The organism is Nocardia sp. NPDC052112, assembly GCF_040680135.1.
Lineage (GTDB): Bacteria > Actinomycetota > Actinomycetes > Mycobacteriales > Mycobacteriaceae > Nocardia.
In genome coordinates this window covers 157019-174162 of sequence record NZ_JBFAWD010000011.1, presented here as the reverse complement: position 1 = coordinate 174162, position 17144 = coordinate 157019, and the positions used below count along the sequence as shown (strand labels likewise).

17 protein-coding genes are annotated in these 17144 nt (G+C 65.9%); 11 read left to right on the top strand and 6 right to left on the bottom strand.

What is annotated here, in order from left to right; all coding sequences use genetic code 11:
- Positions 1-28 precede the first annotated feature (28 nt).
- From AB0L58_RS22625 to AB0L58_RS22595, 7 genes are all read left to right on the top strand, one after another.
- Positions 29-1279, top strand: a complete 1251-nt coding sequence (locus AB0L58_RS22625; protein ID WP_364389468.1) for a saccharopine dehydrogenase NADP-binding domain-containing protein — start codon at positions 29-31, stop codon at positions 1277-1279.
- A gap of 120 nt (positions 1280-1399) precedes the next feature.
- Positions 1400-1819: a hypothetical protein gene (locus tag AB0L58_RS22620; protein WP_364389466.1), complete on the top strand. Its 420-nt coding sequence runs from the start codon at positions 1400-1402 to the stop codon at positions 1817-1819.
- 3 nt (positions 1820-1822) lie between these two features.
- Positions 1823-2488, top strand: a complete 666-nt coding sequence (locus AB0L58_RS22615; RefSeq protein ID WP_364389464.1) for a hypothetical protein — start codon at positions 1823-1825, stop codon at positions 2486-2488.
- The gene (locus AB0L58_RS22610; RefSeq protein ID WP_364389463.1) at positions 2485-3180 is read left to right on the top strand and encodes an ESX secretion-associated protein EspG; all 696 of its coding nucleotides are present in this window, start codon (positions 2485-2487) and stop codon (positions 3178-3180) included. The genes AB0L58_RS22615 and AB0L58_RS22610 overlap by 4 nt, the downstream gene beginning before the upstream one ends.
- Positions 3181-3562: 382 nt before the next feature.
- Positions 3563-4408 (top strand): polyphosphate kinase 2 family protein, encoded by an 846-nt coding sequence (locus tag AB0L58_RS22605; protein ID WP_364389461.1) that lies wholly within the window; start codon positions 3563-3565, stop codon positions 4406-4408.
- 126 nt (positions 4409-4534) lie between these two features.
- A complete protein-coding gene (locus tag AB0L58_RS22600; RefSeq protein WP_364389459.1) occupies positions 4535-5326 on the top strand; it encodes a thioredoxin domain-containing protein in 792 nt (263 codons plus the stop codon).
- On the top strand, positions 5323-5889 hold the full coding sequence (locus AB0L58_RS22595; RefSeq protein ID WP_364389458.1) for a vitamin K epoxide reductase family protein: 567 nt from the start codon (positions 5323-5325) through the stop codon (positions 5887-5889). The genes AB0L58_RS22600 and AB0L58_RS22595 overlap by 4 nt, the downstream gene beginning before the upstream one ends.
- On the opposite strand, the gene AB0L58_RS22590 is transcribed toward AB0L58_RS22595, so the two are convergent.
- Positions 5886-7004, bottom strand: a complete 1119-nt coding sequence (locus AB0L58_RS22590) for a trypsin-like peptidase domain-containing protein (RefSeq protein WP_364389456.1) — start codon at positions 7002-7004, stop codon at positions 5886-5888. The two genes, AB0L58_RS22595 and AB0L58_RS22590, sit on opposite strands and share 4 nt — an antisense overlap.
- 140 nt (positions 7005-7144) lie before the next feature.
- Between AB0L58_RS22590 and AB0L58_RS22585 the strand changes: the two genes are divergently transcribed.
- Positions 7145-8197 (top strand): NAD(P)-dependent alcohol dehydrogenase, encoded by a 1053-nt coding sequence (locus tag AB0L58_RS22585; protein WP_364389455.1) that lies wholly within the window; start codon positions 7145-7147, stop codon positions 8195-8197.
- Positions 8198-8243: 46 nt separating this feature from the next.
- Positions 8244-9446 (top strand): AI-2E family transporter, encoded by a 1203-nt coding sequence (locus AB0L58_RS22580; RefSeq protein WP_364389454.1) that lies wholly within the window; start codon positions 8244-8246, stop codon positions 9444-9446.
- Here AB0L58_RS22580 and AB0L58_RS22575 read toward each other — a convergent pair whose 3' ends face one another.
- Positions 9447-10748, bottom strand: a complete 1302-nt coding sequence (locus AB0L58_RS22575) for a condensation domain-containing protein (RefSeq protein WP_364389453.1) — start codon at positions 10746-10748, stop codon at positions 9447-9449.
- A gap of 124 nt (positions 10749-10872) precedes the next feature.
- Here AB0L58_RS22575 and AB0L58_RS22570 point away from each other — a divergent pair, with 124 nt between their 5' ends.
- Both AB0L58_RS22570 and AB0L58_RS22565 read left to right on the top strand, forming a co-directional pair.
- Positions 10873-11442, top strand: coding sequence for a TetR/AcrR family transcriptional regulator (locus AB0L58_RS22570; protein WP_364389452.1), 570 nt, complete (start codon positions 10873-10875; stop codon positions 11440-11442).
- 100 nt (positions 11443-11542) lie between these two features.
- Positions 11543-12271: a ZIP family metal transporter gene (locus AB0L58_RS22565; protein ID WP_364389450.1), complete on the top strand. Its 729-nt coding sequence runs from the start codon at positions 11543-11545 to the stop codon at positions 12269-12271.
- An 11-nt stretch (positions 12272-12282) separates the two neighbouring features.
- On the opposite strand, the gene AB0L58_RS22560 is transcribed toward AB0L58_RS22565, so the two are convergent.
- The 4 genes from AB0L58_RS22560 to metE form a co-directional block, all read right to left on the bottom strand.
- Positions 12283-13173, bottom strand: a complete 891-nt coding sequence (locus AB0L58_RS22560; RefSeq protein ID WP_364389449.1) for an LLM class flavin-dependent oxidoreductase — start codon at positions 13171-13173, stop codon at positions 12283-12285.
- A gap of 143 nt (positions 13174-13316) precedes the next feature.
- Positions 13317-13883 carry a TetR/AcrR family transcriptional regulator gene (locus AB0L58_RS22555; RefSeq protein WP_364389448.1) on the bottom strand — a complete coding sequence of 189 codons (567 nt, stop codon included), beginning with the start codon at positions 13881-13883 and terminating at the stop codon, positions 13317-13319.
- Positions 13883-14302, bottom strand: coding sequence for a VOC family protein (locus AB0L58_RS22550; protein WP_364389447.1), 420 nt, complete (start codon positions 14300-14302; stop codon positions 13883-13885). Before AB0L58_RS22550 ends, AB0L58_RS22555 begins: the two co-directional genes overlap by 1 nt.
- A 109-nt stretch (positions 14303-14411) precedes the next feature.
- Positions 14412-16718 (bottom strand): 5-methyltetrahydropteroyltriglutamate--homocysteine S-methyltransferase, encoded by a 2307-nt coding sequence (metE, locus tag AB0L58_RS22545; protein WP_364389445.1) that lies wholly within the window; start codon positions 16716-16718, stop codon positions 14412-14414.
- Positions 16719-17144: the final 426 nt, after the last annotated feature.

The following is a 17144-nucleotide window of genomic DNA, read 5'->3' as shown; positions in this document are numbered from 1 at the left end:
CACTACAGCGGCTATCGAACGGAAGATCATGGCAGAGAACCGAGAATTCGACCTGGTGCTCTTCGGCGCAACCGGTTTCGTCGGCAAGCTCACCGCGCAGTATCTGCTCGGTGCGGCACCCGCCGAGGCGCGCATCGCACTGGCGGGACGTTCGCTCGACAAATTGACAAAGGTCCGTGACGAACTCGGCCCGGCCGCCGCGGATTGGGGTCTGGTGGTCGCCGATTCGACCGACCAGACCGCACTCGACGAACTGGCGGCACGGACCACGGTCGTGGTGACCACCGTCGGCCCGTACCTGCGCTACGGCATGCCGCTGGTGGCCGCGTGCGCGAAGGCCGGGACCCACTACGCCGACCTCACCGGTGAGCCGCTGTTCATCCGGGAGGCGATCGACCGATACCACGAGCAGGCGGTGCAGACCGGCGCGAGGATCGTGAATTCCTGTGGTTACGACTCGATTCCGTCGGATCTGAGCGTGTACCAGCTGTACAAGCGCACAGTCGCGGACAATACCGGCGAGCTCGAGGACACCACCCTGATCGCATCGCTGAAGGGCGGGGTGAGCGGCGGCACCATCGACTCGGGCCGGGCCATGATGGAGGCCATCGCGGCCGATCCGGCCAAGGGTTCGGTTATGAGCCACCCGTACTCGCTCAGCCCGGACAAGTCGATGGAACCCGATGTGGGCCGGCAAACCGACCAGGCGCTGCAGCGCGCCAGCAGTATCGACCCGAGCCTGGACGGGTGGGTCGGCACCTTCGTCATGGCCGCGCACAACACCAAGATCGTGCGCCGCACCAATGGCCTGCTCGGCTGGGTCTACGGCAAGAACTTCCGCTACCGCGAGGTGATGAACGCGGGCAAGTCGGCCGCGGCGCCGCTGGTGGCCGCCGGTATGGCGGGCGGCATCGTGGCGACGATGGCGGCTGGTGCGGTGCTGTCGCGAGTCGCGGTGGGGCGCAAGCTGCTCGACCGGATCGTGCCCAAGCCCGGCACGGGACCGAGCGAGCAGGCGCGCACCAGTGGCTGGTTCACGATGAAGACCTACGCCCGCACCTCGTCGGGCGCGAAATACGTGGCGACCTTCGCCGGCACCGGCGATCCGGGCTACCAGGCCACCGCGGTAATGCTCGGACAGGCCGGACTCTGCCTGGCCTTCGACGGTGCCGAACAACCCCAACTGGCAGGCATTCTCACCCCCGCGTCCGCAATGGGCGACGCACTCACCGAGCGCTTGCGCGCCGCGGGCATGACCATCGAGGTCGCGCGCACGTAGCTGTCACGAGGCGGCGTCCATCGGGAGGGCGCATCGCACAAGCGGGTTACACCGGTCGGTGCCGAACGGTAAAGTGCCCGCAAGTGCGGTGGGTGGACCGAACGTGAGGGGGCGACCCAGATGGCGGTACCGGATACCGGTCAGCGGATGGCCAGGCAGTTGTATGCCGCCGCCACCGGAACCAGCGGCGGCGAACCCTTCGTATTGGCCGAGGATGTCGCCGAAAACCTCGCCGCCGCATGCGACAAGCTCGTCGAGGACCTCCAAAAGGCTACGGCTACCGGACATCTCGTCACCGAGGTGTCCGGTTTCCCCAACCTGCCGACCGGACAGGGCCTGGCAAAAGGCTTCGGCGACAAGGGCACTCAATTCCTCGACACGGTCACGGCTTTTCAGGAAACCGCCCTGCTGTACAAGGCCGCGTATCTGGCCGCGGGTAAGCGCTTCGAGGATGCCGAGGCCGCGAACCGAGCCGCGCTGCAACTGATCACCGACTACCTGGAGTCGCCGCGGGGCGAACCGGCCGACGGAAATCACTGACCCATGGCCGATTCCGTAACCAGGGCAGCCGCCGACGCCATTCGGGTCCAGCAGCGCGCCGTCGCCGCATCCGCCGGATCGGCAAGCGGTGGAACCGATTCCCCGTACGCACCCGAGCGCGAACTGTTCGGCGCCTATTCGCACCAGGAGATCTGGGATCTCGTCCACGAGGTCATCGATCCGGCCGCCCTCGGCCGGGTCGCCGATGCCTGGCGCGCCAATGCCGCCGCGATCGCCGACGCATTCCAAGCCTTCTCCGATGCCACCAATCGCGAATTCGCGCACTGGTCCGGCCGTTCCGCCGATGCCGCGCTGCGCACCACCCGCGAATTCGTCCGCGCCGGTACCGAGGCGCACGATGTCTGCCGCGCGGTACAACGCCTGATGGAGCTCAATTCTGATGCGGCACAGGCCATCCGAGCGGCGATTCCGCCGCCGCCGCAGTATCGTGCTCTAGAAGATCCGGCCGCCGAGGCGATCCACGGCGGACAACGCAGGATGGACCACGACATGGCCGCTGCTACGGCGCAGGCCGACGTCCAGGACACGATGACCTATGTCTACACCCCGATCATGCCCGCATCCGGCGACCATGTCCCCCGATTCACCCCACCGCCCGATGGACCACAGATGGCGCGGCCGAAGGCCGGCAGCGGGGGCGCACGGTGAAATGGGTATTCACCCCGGACGAATTCACGCATGTCTGGGAGAACGAAACGAGTCTGGACCGCCGCCCCTACCCGGTCAATCTGGCACCCGCCGCCACCGTCCGCACCGAATCCGAATACACCGCACTGCGACTACCCCAGCGCTTCACCCGCCAGGCCGATGCCGATCTGGCCGCCGCGCTCATGCTGTGCGCCCGCACCGACGCCACCACCATCACCGTCTCCGGTGAGTCGGGCGCCAGACGGATCCTGATCTTCGCCGCAGTGGTACACAACCACGCCGGCATCCTGATCGCCGATATCGACAAGGTGACAGTGCGCATGTGCCACGCCCGCAACCTCGGCAAACACCTCATCGAGATCATCGGCTCGGCCGAGCCGGGCAAGCTCGCGCCCATGCGAGAGCCACAGGACGCGGTACTGAACTCCGAGGAAGGCGACAGCGCGACCAACGGCCATCGCCGCGCCGCCCGCTTCCGCCAAACGCTCCGAAAACCGGTGGACGGTCGCGGCTTCATCACCGTGACCGTGGAACCGGAAAACCCGATGTCGCCACCCACCCGGCACCGCAGCTGGCTCGATTTCACCGGCGACGGACGCTATCTGCTCACCACCTCGCACGAGCTGACGCTCACCCCGGTCACCGACGAGGATTTCGCCGACCAACTGCTCCGACTGGCCCAGATCCACTGACCCCCTTGGCCGGAGGGTCGACAATCGCCACGCCCGAGCATCCGCGACCCCCACGGAGCGAGTATTACGAACGACCCGTTCGCGGCCCGTCTCGCGTCCGCGCCGAAGGTGCCGCCATCGAACACAACCGAGCCGTCGAAGCGCATGCGCCGCAGGCACGAGACTCACCCGTCCGGCGTGTGTACATCAGGTGCCGAACACCCCGCCATAAGTAACCACCGCGGAGCGAGTCTTGCGAGCGAGGTTCGCGGCCCGTCTCGCGTCCGAGCCGTCGAAGCGCATGCGACGAAGTCGCGAGTCTCGACGGCTCGGACGCGAGACCGAAGGGGGCCGCGAACACGCCGCGCCCGCGCGGCCAAAAATCCAGCCATAAGATATGTCGATGGCGAAGAAATGGTCTCTGCCGCCCATCGAGGCCCTGCGGGCCGATGGTTTGCGCATCGCCGAGCTCGACGCCGCCGGTACGCCCGGATTCAAAGGTGACAAGGGCGAGGGCTTGGAGCTGCTCGCCGAACGCACCACCGTGCTGTCGGGTCTGCAGGAGAAGCTCTTCGCCAGCGGCCGCTCCGGCGACACTCGCAGCGTGCTGCTGATACTGCAGGGGATGGATACCGCGGGCAAGGGCGGCATCGTCCGGCACGTCATCGGTTCGGTGGATCCGCAGGGCGTCGACCACGCGTCCTTCGGCGTCCCGACCGAGGAGGAGAAGAGCCACCACTATCTGTGGCGCATCCGCAAGGCACTGCCACGCGGCGGCCAACTCGGCGTCTTCGACCGCTCGCACTATGAGGATGTGCTGGTCGCGCGGGTGCATAATCTGGTGCCGCCGGAGGTATGGGAACCGCGCTACGACGAGATCAACGCCTTCGAGCGGGAACTGATCGACCACGGCACGACGCTGGTGAAGGTCGCCATGTTCGTCTCGCTCGACGAGCAGAAGAAGCGACTGCGCGAACGTCTGGACCGACCGGACAAGTACTGGAAGTTCAATCCCGCCGATATCGACGAACGCGGCTACTGGCCCGCCTATCAGCAGGCCTACCAGGTCATGCTGGACCGCACCTCGACCGACCACGCCCCATGGCATGTGATCCCGGCTGACCGCAAGTGGTTCGCCCGTCTCGCGGTCACCGAACTGCTCATCGCCGCCCTCGACGCGCTGAAACTCGACTGGCCACCGGCCCAGTTCGATATCGAGGAGCAACAGCGCCGCCTCGCCGAGGCCTGACCAAGGTTCCTCTCAGGTTGACCACGGATGATGTCGCCGTGCCCGTCCACGCCCCGGGGGAGTTCTGGATCTACCATCGTGGCGGCAGGAAACCGGCAGGCAAGCGAAAGGCGTGGTGAACGCACGGTGAGCAACAAACCGGGTGGTAAGACGAATCCGCTGGCGGCGGCGGAGCGCGCCGACCGCAACCGCAAGATCCTCATCCAGGTGGGTGTGGCCGTCGTCCTGGTCGGGCTCATCGCGGCGATCGGCATCGGTATCGCGGTGAAGAACGCCGGCAAGAACGATCTGGGCGCCACCCCGTCCATCGCCGCCACCGCGAGCCAGCTGCCCAACGGGGCCACCGCGACCATCACCGATAACGGTGCCGTCCGCATCGGCAAGCCCGATGCGAAGGTCACCGTCCGCGTCGTCGCCGACCTGCAGTGCCCGGCCTGCAAGGGCTTCGAGGCCGCCAACGCCCAGGCCCTCGTGAATGCCGTCGACAACGGCACCGCGATCGTCGAATACAACATCATCTCGTTCCTGGACAAGGCCTCCACCACGAAGTACTCCTCGCGCGCGGCCAATGCGTCGTACTGCGTCGCCGAGGCGGATCCATCGAAGTACCTCGGCTGGTTGGCCACCATGTACGAGCAGCAGCCCGCCGAGGGCAGTGCGGGTCTGACCGATGACCAGCTGATCGATATCGCGAAGAGTGCCGGCGTTCCGGATTCGGTCGGGCAGTGCATCAAGGACAACGGCTACAACAAGTACATCGGGGCCAAGACCAAGGACGTGCTGAACAGCGGCGTCCAATCGACCCCGACGATCTTCGTCAACGGCACCCAGCTGAACAGCCAGGACCTCGCCTTGCCATCCGGTCAGTTCAAGCCGGACGCGATGACAGCGATCATCGCGGCCGCTGCGGCCAAGTGAACAACACCTCCGCCAGGGCCGCCTGGGTGCTGCTGATCGGTGGGCTGGCCGGGTGGCTGGCCTCGGTCACGCTGACCATCGAGCGGTTCAAGTTGTTCACCGATCCGAACTACCGGCCCTCGTGCAGCATCAATCCGATTCTGTCCTGCGGCAGTGTGATGACCACCGAACAGGCCGCCAGATTCGGATTCCCCAATCCGATCATCGGCATCGTCGGCTTCTCGGTGGTGGTCACCCTGGCGGTGCTCGCGGTCGCCGATGTGCGCTTTCCGCGCTGGATCTGGGGCGGACTCTGGGTGGGGACCGTGCTCGGCACGATCTTCATCTGCTGGCTGATCTTCCAGAGCCTGTATCGGATCGGCGCGCTGTGCCCCTACTGCATGGTGGTGTGGGCGATCATCACACCGCTGCTCGCGGTGGCCACCGAACAGGTGTGGGGTGGTGCGCGCGGGCCGATGCGGATCGTCGTCGAGTGGCGGTGGACCTTCGTCGCGGTGTTCTACGCCGTCGTTCTGCTGCTGATCTTCCTGAAGTTCCAGGACTACTGGCTGTCGCTGGTCTAGTTCGGTGTGCCGAGCGCGAGCACGACGGTCACCGTGCGTTGCCCGCCGCCGACACCGAGAACGCCCAGTTGCACAGTGTCATCCGGTTTGTGCACATTGATCGCCGCCCGCAGCGCCTGCGCGCTGGTGATGTCACGACCGTCGATCGAGGTGATCACATCACCATCGGTGAGCCCGGCGGTATAGGCCGGCAATCCATACAGTGCGACATCGACCCGTGCCCCGCTCGGTCTCGCATCGGAGATCAGTACGCCGAGCGTCGCGGTCGGTCCGATGTGCACGGTTTCGGTGGGCGTACCGGAACGGATCTGGCCTACCACCCGCATCGCGGTGTCGATCGGAACCGCGTAGCCGTTCGCCGTGTGCCCGACATCGCGTGCGCTCTCGCCGGACGCGGCGGTGATCACGCCGACCACCGCACCGCCCGGATCGGCGAGCGCGCCGCCGGACTGTCCGGCGGTGACCGGCGCCGCGATCTCCACCATCCCGGTCAGCGCTTTGCGGGTCAGATCCGAGGAATTGAGCGCGACGATCGTACTGTTCAGATCGGTGATATTGCCCCGGATCGAGGTCGGAATGCCGCCTACGCCGCCGGCATTGCCGATGGCCAGTACCTCCTCGTGTACGCGCAGCTCGGCGGAGCGTCCGATGCGCGCGATCGTCAGATCGGTGGCGCCGGTGAGCTCCAGCAGCGCGATATCCGCACCGGCGTCGTAGCCGAGCACCGTCGCGTCGTAGACGGTGCCGTTGCCGACATCGGTGACCGTCACGGTTTCGGCGCCCTTGACCACGTGATGGCTGGTCAGCACCTGTCCGTCGGCGGTGAGCACGATCCCGGATCCGGCCGCGCCGACTCCGAACGGCCACGCGGACGTGCTGATATTCACCAGCGCCGGTTGGACGGTGTGCGCCACCGCCGCCGGATCCAGCGGCGGGAGCGGCTCGAGCAGAGCGGGCGGGGAGTTGTCCGCACCCGAGGACGACGACCAGTCGGGCAGTTCACCGCGCAGGCCGAAGAATGCGGCGACGGCGAGCAGCAACGCCATGAACAGCGCCAGCGCGCCCCCGCCGCCGACTCGCCGCCCCTCGGGCACGCGGTGCCGCTCGTCGTCCATGCCGCTCTCCCGCCTCCGGCTGGGCCCTTGACCAATTCCATTGTGGCCGGAGACCTACGCGGTAGATCAGAAAATGGCGCGCACAATTGCTCCGGCGGTGCGGTTGGCAAACCTGCGCATGCAACGGTAGGCATGTACGCATGACCGTTGCCGCCGCGTATGCGATGTCCGAGCCCGATGGGCATTTCGAAAAGCTCGCGATCGAGCGGCGCACGCCCGGGCCGCGCGATGTGCTGATAGATGTCAAGTACGCGGGCATCTGCCACTCCGATATCCACACCGCCCGCGACGAGTGGGGCGGCGCCAAATACCCGTGCGTCCCCGGCCACGAGATCGCGGGCATTGTCGCCGCGGTCGGCGCCGAGGTGACCAAGCATCGGGTCGGCGATCGCGTCGGCGTCGGCTGCATGGTCGATTCCTGCGGTGTCTGCGGTCCCTGCCTGGCCAATGAGGAGCAGTACTGCGACAACAGGGCCACCATGACCTACAACTCCCCGGTGGACGCGTCCATCCAACCGGGTGGCTACACGATGGGCGGCTACTCGACCCAGATCGTGGTGACCGAGAACTTCGTGCTGTCCATTCCGGAGGGCATCGGACTCGATGTCGCGGCGCCGCTGCTGTGCGCGGGCATAACGCTGTTCTCTCCGCTGCGGCACTGGAATGCGGGGCCGGGCAAGCAGGTCGCGATCATCGGCATGGGTGGACTCGGGCACGTCGGGGTGAAGATCGCCGCGGCGATGGGGGCCGAGGTCACCGTGCTCAGCCATTCGCTCAGCAAGCAGGACGACGGCAAACGCTTCGGCGCGCACCACTACTACGCGACCGGCGATCAGCAGACCTTCCGGGATCTGCGCAACCGCTTCGATCTGATCCTCAATACGGTCTCGGCCGATCTGCCGATCGACAACTATCTGCGACTGCTGAAGCTGGACGGCACCCTGGTAATCCTCGGCCTGCCCGAGAACCCGATGAGCATCAAGCCTTTCACCATCACCGGACGCCGGCGCGCGCTGGCCGGTTCGAATATCGGCGGTATCGCGCAGACCCAGGAGATGCTGAACTTCTGCGCCGCACACGGGATCGGTGCGGAGATCGAGTTGATTTCGGCCGACGAAATCGATGGCGCGTACGACCGGGTCGTCGCGAGTGATGTGCGGTACCGGTTCGTCATCGACGCCTCGACCATCTAGTCCGTGTCGTTGCGCCGATTCGTCGCCGGTTCAGTAGCTTGGCGGTGTGTCTGCGGATGAAGAGCAATCCCCGCCCACCGAAACGGCGGTGGTCACCGCCGATGTGACTGCGGGGCCGCCACCGTGGCTGCTGCGAGCGTTCCTGCTCGCGGCGGCCACGGTGGCTGGACTGGTATTCGGCTTCTGGGTTCTTCAGAAACTGCAGGGTTTCCTGCTGGTACTACTGGTTTCGCTGTTCTTGGCCTTTGCCATCGAGCCCGCGGTGAATTGGCTTGCCGCGCGCGGCGTTCGACGCGGGCTGGCGACCGGACTGGTCTTCCTCGTATTGGCCGTCGGCACCGTCGCATTCGCGTGGACGCTCGGCGCACTGTTGGTCGATCAGGTCACCACCCTGGTCAAGAACGCACCCGACAACGCGGATCAGGCCGTCGACTGGGTCAATCGCACCTTCAGGACGCATCTGTCCAGCGACGATCTGCGGAAGTATCTCGGTGAGTGGAGTTCCACCATCGACCGCTATCTGGTCGGGCTGGCGGGTAATGCCTGGGGTGTCGGCACCGCCGCGATCGGTGCCATCTTCCAGGCCCTCGGCGTCCTGTTGTTCACCTACTACTTCGCCGCCGACGGACCGCGCTTCCGCAATGCGGTCTGCTCGCTGCTGCCGCCGCGCCGCCAGCGACATGTATTGCGTGCATGGGATATCGCCGTCGAAAAGACCGGCGGCTACATCTATTCGCGCGCACTGCTGGCACTGTGCTCGACGATCGCACACTATGTCGCGCTGCGTATCCTCGACGTACCGTCCGCATTCGCCCTCGCGCTGTGGGTCGGCGTTGTCTCGCAGTTCATTCCGACCGTCGGCACCTATCTCGCCGGTGCGCTGCCGGTGCTCGTCGCCCTGGTGCACGGCCCGTCCACCGCGCTGTGGATTCTGGGCTTCATCGTGGTGTACCAGCAGTTCGAAAACTATGTCCTGCAACCGAGGATCACCGCGACCACGCTGGATATGCATCCGGCCGTCGCATTCGGCGCGGTCATAGCGGGTGCGGCGATACTCGGGCCGACCGGTGCACTGCTGGCGATTCCGGTCACCGCGACGGTGCAGGCGTTCGCGGGCGCCTACATCCGTCGCTACGAGGTCGAGGCTGACGGCGATTCCGAAGGGCCCGAGCGGCCGCCGAAGAAACAGCGAAAGTGGACTCGCCAGTTGACCATTCGCCTCACCGGCAGCGGTCGACCACCGGAGTGATCATGCGGCGCGCATGCCTTGCAGTGCGTCGATCAGCGCCAGACCGACCTTGCCCATCTGGGCGCGGCTGTACAGGGCGGTGTCGTATTCGACCTGGATGGTCAGGCGCCCGCCGACGGTGAAAACGGTGAGCTTCGGCGGCATGCCGGGGCCCATGGCGTAGACATCGTCGCGAATGTGGCGGATACCTTCGGGGGTCGAATGTGCGGGCAAGCGGCCGATATTGGAGATCGCGACCGTTGGCGCGGCCGCGAGGACCGTGGCGGTCGTCTCGTCCTGGACGCGCTGCGAGGCGAGTAGGAAGATGGGGGCTTCGCGCTGCTCCAGTGCGGCCGCCATGCCGGCAGCCACCTCGTGTGCGATGTCGATCGGCCCCGCGTCCTCGGCGACGAGCGCGGCGGTGCCTACGCCGGAAGCGCAATTCAGGATCGTATCCGCGGGCAGCGGCGGGTTCAGCTCGGATCGCACATCCACCGCGTGGCCGCAGAATACCGGGAGCCCTCCCGTCGCGGGTTCGAGCTGGGCACGGATCGCGACGAGTGCGGCGCCGCCGAGCAGGCTGTTGACCGAAAGCCCTTGTGCGCGAGCGGTGTCGACCATGTGCTGGGTTTCCGTGGTATCCAATTCGATTCGCTGCACCGCGAATCGGCCGAGTGGATCGTTGCCGAACCCGTCACCGTCGATCGGTAAGTTATGCGGAGCCGATTCCGGACCCATTGTCGCGGCCGCGGCCCGGATTTGGTCGAGCCACCCGGTGACTTCGACATCCGAGACAACCTCGGCGAGTTGGGTATCAATGCTATCGGGCAAGTCGTGATCGAAATCCGACTGCGGCAGTGCGGTTCCCGTCGCATGTGCGGTGTAACGCTGCCACAGCTGCGCCAGCAGCGCGAAAGCCGATCTGCCATCGGCGATTCCGTGATGGATGACCAGGACGATCCGATCGCGGTCACCGTCGCGGAGCAGATGGGCGCGGAATAGGCCGTCGCGCCAATCCCGGGGTCCATTGACCAGATTCAGGTATTCGGCTTCACCGCCATCGGCGATCTCGAGACGCGGCCGGTAGGTGTCGTCCCTGCGCAGATACCGCGTGCCATCGGCATCGGCCTCCGGCCTGGTGCGTAGCAGCGGATGCCGAGCCGCAAGTTCGTCGAGCACCCGGCGCAGGATCTCGATATCCAGCAGGCCGTGCACGGTGGATCCGATGAAAAGCGGCATACCGCCGGTCGGCACGCTGCCGAGGCGGGTTTCGGAGCCGAAGAAGGTGAGCTCGAACGGAGAAAGCCGTCGCTGTGCGGTCATTGGTCGTCTCGTACTTCCGTGTGGTGGAGCAGGCTACGCCCTCAACATACAGATGTTTCAAACATTTGTCAGAGACGATTGTTTGAAACGTGCGTCACAAACGGACGTATGCCACGCTGATGGGGTGGGAACCCGAGAAGATCTGCTCGCAGCGGCCAAACAGTGTCTAGCCGAACGCGGCTATGCACGCACCACCGTGCGGGATATCGTGGCCGCCTCCGGCAGCAATCTGGCTGCCATCAACTATCACTTCGGCACCCGCGACAAGCTGCTCTACCAGGCGATGATGGAATCGAGCGCGGATGCGGTGCAGCAGATTCTCGAATCGCTGCGCGCCCACGATGCCGAGGATCCGGCCGCCCGTCTACGCGATTTCCTCCAGCGGCTGATCACCTCGTTCACCGAGGATCGCGCCCTCTGGTCGGCCAATGTCGAAACCCTGACCCAGGCGCTGCACTCCCCCGAACTGCGCACCGAACTCGGCACAGCTCAGGCCGAGGCACGCGACGAGCTATCCGACTTCTTCGGGCCGGACGCCCAGGACCCGCGACTCGGCGCGATCCTGCAAACCATGATCGGCGGCCTGCTGATCCAACACCTGGTCGACCCGGACCATGCCCCGACCGCCACCGATATCACCGCGGGCCTGCACACCCTCGGCACGCTGCTCCCGCCCGCGCACCGCCCCCACTGATCCCGCAAACCGCACGTCACCAGACCTCGTGGCGAACCGACCGCGAACCCGATGTGCGTATATCGCAGCGCCGTCGGTTTCGGTGGCAGATGCTGGACCGGTGGCGATTCTGCTTGCATTGGTATCGATGTGCTCGACGCTGGTCGGCGGGCTGGTGGCGGTGCGGATCGGCGACCGCAAGCATCTCGTGCTGGGGCTGGCGGCAGGTGTCCTGTTGGGTGTGGTGTTCTTCGACCTGCTACCGGAGGCATTGGAGCAGTCGGGCGATAGCGTGCTCGGCCTTCCGGCTGCGCTGGTCGCCACCGTCATCGGCTTTCTCACCATCCACGTCATCGAGCGCGCGGTCGCCATCCATACCGGTCATGAAGGCGAATTCGGTTCGCACAAGCACGGTTTCGAATCGGTCGGGCTGGTCGCGGCGGCCGGGCTGATCTTCCACAGCACCCTCGACGGTCTCGGCATCGGATTGGGTTTCCAGGCCGGAGCCACCGTCGGTATCGCGGTCGCCATCGCCGTCATCTGTCACGATTTCGCCGACGGCTTCAACACCTTCACCATCACCACGCTCTACGGCTCGGCCCGCAGACGCGCCTTGATCCTGCTCGCCCTGGACGCGATCGCCCCGGTCATCGGTGCGATAGTCGGCACCGTCATCCGGGTTCCGGCGGGGACCGTCGGCCTCTACCTCGGATACTTCGCCGGATTCCTGCTCTACCTCGCCACCGCCGATATCCTCCCCGAGGCCCACGCCGAACACCCCTCCCGCCTGACCCTCGCCTGCACCGTCACCGGCGCGACATTCATGTTCGCGGTCTCTGCGCTCAGCTGAGACCAGCGGCGTCAGCGGAGCTCCGGCAGCACTTCCTGGGCCACCCAAGCCATGGCGTCGGCGAATGCGGGACCGGGTACCGGCAGCCAGATCGAGCAGGCGTGGAGTCCGGCTTCGTGCAGCGCCCCGAGTTCGTCGACAATGCTCGCGGCCGTCGGCTGCCCGCCACCGAGCAGCCGTCCCGGATCGCGGTCGATGGCGGTGAATCCAGGTGGGACCACGAAGGCCACCGAGGTCACTCGCAGCGGCTGCCGCTCGATGCCGGATGCTGCGGCGAGTTCGGTGAGTTGCCTGCGGATTCGGTCCAGTTCGGCGGGATCGGCGACGGGACCGTGCCATGCGCTGCCGAAGCGCACGGCTCTGCGCAGTGCTGCATCGCTGCGCCCACCGACCCACACCGGTGGTCCATCGGCCGTGCGCGGCGCGACACCGATCCGCGGCTCGGAATCACCCCGCCACAACGACGTGAGCACTGCCAAATGCGCGTCGGTGCGCCGGCCACGTTCCCCGAACGACACCCCGACCGCATCGAATTCGGACCGGTCCCAACCTGTTCCGACGCCGAGCGCGAACCGACCACGCGAGAGCCGGTCGAGTGTCGCGGTCTGATGGGCCAGCACGACCGGGTTGTACAGCGGCAAGATCAGCACACTGGTCGCGATGCCGATGCGCGAGGTCGCACCCGCGATCGCCGACAGCAGGATCAACGGCTCATGCGTGACCCCCAGGTCGCCGGCGAGCACATGACTCCCCGCGACAATGCGGTCGAACCCCAATTGCTCTGCGGTACGCGCGGTTTCGACAACGTCGTCGATCTCGAACGCATTGTCCGGCCACAACCGGTGCGGTGCGATCCCGACCCGAAGCGCGCTCCCCTCCTCGACCACTTCTCCCAAACGCATGGCACTCCCGATTCCGGCGTCCTAACAGAGTTCATATGGGGCACCCCGTCTATGCACCGGGCACCCTGCACACCGGATGCCCGGATGGTGGACGGGGTGCCCGGTTCAACGGACCAACACCGGCAGGCGGCCGACCATTCCGGTCAGCGGGCTATGGCACGGAGCAGGTTGTCGACGGACTGGGCGGCTAGGGAGTCGGTCAGGGGGAGATGGCCGAAGAGGGCGCGGTAGTAGATCGGCGCGGCGACGGCGTCGAGGACGAAATCGAGATCGATATCGGGATCGATATCGCCTCGGTGGATCGCCGACTCCAGGGCGATCGCGGTGGTTCGCCTGCGTGGTTCGAATACCGTTGCCAGGAAATGCGCGCGCAGCTCCGGGTCGTTGGCGAGATCGGCCACCAACGCCGGTAGTACGTGGCTCAGCGAGGTATCGCGTAGCGCGGCGACCAGGTTGCGCATTGCGGCGGTCAGATCGGCGCGCAGGTCGCCGGTATTCGGTGTCGGTTGCAAACCCAATAGGTCGGCGACGACATCGACGACCAGGTGACGTTTCGAGGGCCAGCGACGGTAGATCGCCGGGCGGTGCAGACCGGCTCTGGCCGCCACCTGGCCGATGGACATTTCGGCATAACCGTTCTCGCCCAACAGCTCTCGGGTGGCGGCGAGCACCGCGGAGTCGATGCGGTCCTCGCGGGCGCGTCCCGGCATCAGAAAACCGGTCGTGGCATCAGGACAACTCGCCAGCCGTCCGGATCCGGAAAGGTCAGGCCGCCGTTAGCCGCCCAGTACGGGTTCTCGGCGGGCACCGGCTCGACACCGAATTCGCCGAGGCGCTCTGCGACGTCGTACATCTGGGTTTCGGTCGAAAAGTAGAGCACGAGTAGGTTTTCCGCGCTCGGCGCATCGCCGGGACTGCCGTCCACGTGGGTGGTGAACTCCAGGTGATATCCGGTGCCCGGCAACCCGAGCATTACACCGTCGTAGCCCGCGTGATTTTCGAATCGGTAGAGCTCGCGCAGTCCCAACCCCTCGACGTAGAACCGCACGACCTCTACCAACCGATTGGTGGGCCTGGCAATTCGAACCTGGGCCACCGGCAACGACTCGGGCCATGTCTGCTCAGCCATATCTCAACGATACGGTACGTACTGTACCGATTTGAAATGGCATCCATCCCCCGAGCCGAAAAGGCCGCCGCCACGTCCCGAGACATGGCGGCGGCCTTCGCCTCCGGCATTACTCCGGCAGTGTGGCCCGCCGACGAACGCGACGCGCGGCCGCGACCATATTGCGCAGCGAGGGCTCCAGCTGCCAGTAGTGGCGGGTCTTCAGACCGCCGTCCGGATTCGCCCACAGACGTTCCGGACTGACGGCTTCGGCGGCGGCCGTGAGCAATTCATCGAGCTCATCGATGTCCGGAATCCGCGCCGAACGACTCTCGTAGACACCGGGACCGACGCCGTGACTCAGGCCGTGCCCCGTTGCGGAATCCTCCTTGAGCGCCTTCAACACCCATTCGATCGAGCGGGTCGCGACGATCGCGGTGACATCGGCATCGAGCTCTTCGATCGCGTCGACCACTTCGGTGCGACCGGAGTAGCCGATATGCGTGTGGATCTGGGTCTCCGGCTTGACGCCGGAGGTGGCCAGGCGGAATGCCGCGACCGCCCAGCGCAGATATTCGGCGCGCCCCTGCGGACGCATGGGTAGCAGTTCGCGGATGGCGGGCTCGTCGACCTGGATGATCGAAATCCCGGCCCGTTCGAGATCCACGACCTCATCGCGAACGGCCAGCGCGACCTGATCCGCGGTCTCGTACAGCGGCTGATCCTGCCGCACGAAAGAGCGCGCGATCATGGTGACCGGACCGGTGACCATGCCCTTGACCGGCTTATCGGTCAACGATTGGGCATAGCTGATCCACTCGACCGACATCGGCGCGGGCCGGGAAACATCACCGTAGATGATCGGCGGTCGCACACAACGGGATCCGTACACCTGCACCCAACCGAAGTGGGTAGTCGCGAAGCCATCGAGCAACTCGGCGAAGTACTGGATCATGTCGTTGCGCTCGTGCTCACCGTGCACGAGCACATCGAGGCCGATGTCCTCCTGCAGGCGGATCGTGGCCTCGATCTCGGCCTCGATCTTCTTGCGGTATTCGTCGTAGGACAGTTTGCCCTGGCCCAGGTCGTAGCGGGCCTGACGGATCTTGTCCGTCTGCGGGAAGGAACCCAGCGTGGTCGCGGGCACCAGCGGCAGATTCAGCTTGCGCTGCTGGGCATCGCGGCGCACCTCATACGGTTCGCGCGCGCGCATATCGGGTGTGATGGCGTAAACCCGTTGCCGCACCGCATGTTTCTGCTTGAAGTGCACCTCGGTGGGCCGCTTGCGCCACTTGTCCGAGGGCCCCTCGGTAAGGGCTTTCGCGAGCGAAACCACCTCGCCCACCTTCTGCTGTGCGAAGGCGAGACGGTCAGCGACATTGCCCTCGATATCGTATTCGGCGAGCACGTCATAGGGCACGTGCAGCAGTGTCGTGCCGGTGGACACCACGAGATCGGGACACACCTTCGCCAATTCGTTGAGGTATTCCAGCGTCACATAGCGGTCCGCGCGCCACACATTGAGGCCGCTGATCACACCCGCGTACAGGCGCTTACGCCGAATGCCCGGAATCTGCGCGAGCTCTTCTGGTTGGATCCGATAGCTGGCCAGATCCAATCCGATGGCCTCGATATTGGTTTCGGCCAGGATCCGCAGCGCCTCACCGAAATCACCGTATTGTCCGGTGACCAGCATGCGCGGCCGCAGCGCCGACGTCGAAAGTCGTTGGTAGGCTCGCTCGAACGCCGCCAGCTCGGCCGAGTTGCGCTCGCTGGTGAAGCAGGGCTCGTCCAACTGCACGCAGGTCGACCCGCGCTTGGCGAGGATTTCGAACAGCTCCTCGTACACCGGGAGCAGCTTGTCCAACAGGTTGAGGGTGTCGAAACCGCCTGCCTCACCGGGGATATGGCCCGCCTTGGACAGCAGCAGCAGCGACACCGGACCCAGCACCACCGGGCGCAGCTCGATATCGCTGGCCCTGGCGCGATCCCATTCGTCGAGCAAAGCCTCGGGGTGCAGCGAGAATTCGGTGTTCTCGTCGAGTTCGGGCTGGCGGTAGTGGTAATTCGTACCGAAGAACCGCACCAGCTCCAGCGGCGGCAGGTCCGGACGACCGCGCGCCATCAGGAAATAGAAGTCCAGCGGGTGCAGCTCGTCCTGATAGGGCTTGAACCGTGCGGGCACCGCACCGAAGAGCAGCGCATTGTCGAGAACGTGGTCGTAGAAGGAGAAGGTATTGCCAGGCACCTGGGTCAGACCGGTGGCGGCCAGCCCGCTGTACTGCCGCTGCTGGATATCGCGCCCAACCGCGAGCAATTGGTCGCGGGAAACGCCACCACGCCAATAGCCCTCGAGGGCCCGCTTGAGTTCCCGGTGCGGCCCGATCCTCGGGTAGCCGAGAATGCTGGATCCGAAACCGTCGGTGACGTTGACCATGAGCGGGGTCCCTTTCGATCACCTGCGCGGAGTCCTCGACCCAGTCCCCGCGGCAGCACTGCGCTCTCGGTATTTCGGCCGAGCCGCTGGTCACGGCCCGACCTTGTCTTGCAGCCTATGCCGCTGACAGCATCGGCAGGATCAGACTCCGCGGTGGTCGCTCGAGTGACCGTTGACACCTGAGCGACCACAAGGGAGTGAGTCTTACGAGCGACCTTCGCGGCCCGTCTCGCGTGCGAGCCGTCGAAGCGCACGCGCCGCAGTCGGAGACCGGCCCCGTCTGGCGCGTGTACATCAGGTGCCGAACGCCCCACCAGCACCGACCACCACGGAGCGAGTCTTACGAGCGACCGTTCGCGGCCCGTCTCGCGTCCGAGCCGTCGAAGCGCATGCGACGAAGTCGCGAGTCTCGACGGCTCGGACGCG

Coding starts and splice junctions, on each gene's coding strand:
- AB0L58_RS22625 (WP_364389468.1), top strand. CDS start 29: ATGGCAGAGAACCGAGAATTCGACCTGGTGCTCTTCGGCGCAACCGGT.
- AB0L58_RS22620 (WP_364389466.1), top strand. CDS start 1,400: ATGGCGGTACCGGATACCGGTCAGCGGATGGCCAGGCAGTTGTATGCC.
- AB0L58_RS22615 (WP_364389464.1), top strand. CDS start 1,823: ATGGCCGATTCCGTAACCAGGGCAGCCGCCGACGCCATTCGGGTCCAG.
- AB0L58_RS22605 (WP_364389461.1), top strand. CDS start 3,563: ATGGCGAAGAAATGGTCTCTGCCGCCCATCGAGGCCCTGCGGGCCGAT.
- AB0L58_RS22590 (WP_364389456.1), bottom strand. CDS start 7,004: ATGGACGACGAGCGGCACCGCGTGCCCGAGGGGCGGCGAGTCGGCGGC.
- AB0L58_RS22585 (WP_364389455.1), top strand. CDS start 7,145: ATGACCGTTGCCGCCGCGTATGCGATGTCCGAGCCCGATGGGCATTTC.
- AB0L58_RS22575 (WP_364389453.1), bottom strand. CDS start 10,748: ATGACCGCACAGCGACGGCTTTCTCCGTTCGAGCTCACCTTCTTCGGC.
- AB0L58_RS22560 (WP_364389449.1), bottom strand. CDS start 13,173: ATGCGTTTGGGAGAAGTGGTCGAGGAGGGGAGCGCGCTTCGGGTCGGG.
- AB0L58_RS22555 (WP_364389448.1), bottom strand. CDS start 13,883: ATGCCGGGACGCGCCCGCGAGGACCGCATCGACTCCGCGGTGCTCGCC.
- AB0L58_RS22550 (WP_364389447.1), bottom strand. CDS start 14,302: ATGGCTGAGCAGACATGGCCCGAGTCGTTGCCGGTGGCCCAGGTTCGA.
- metE (WP_364389445.1), bottom strand. CDS start 16,718: ATGGTCAACGTCACCGACGGTTTCGGATCCAGCATTCTCGGCTACCCG.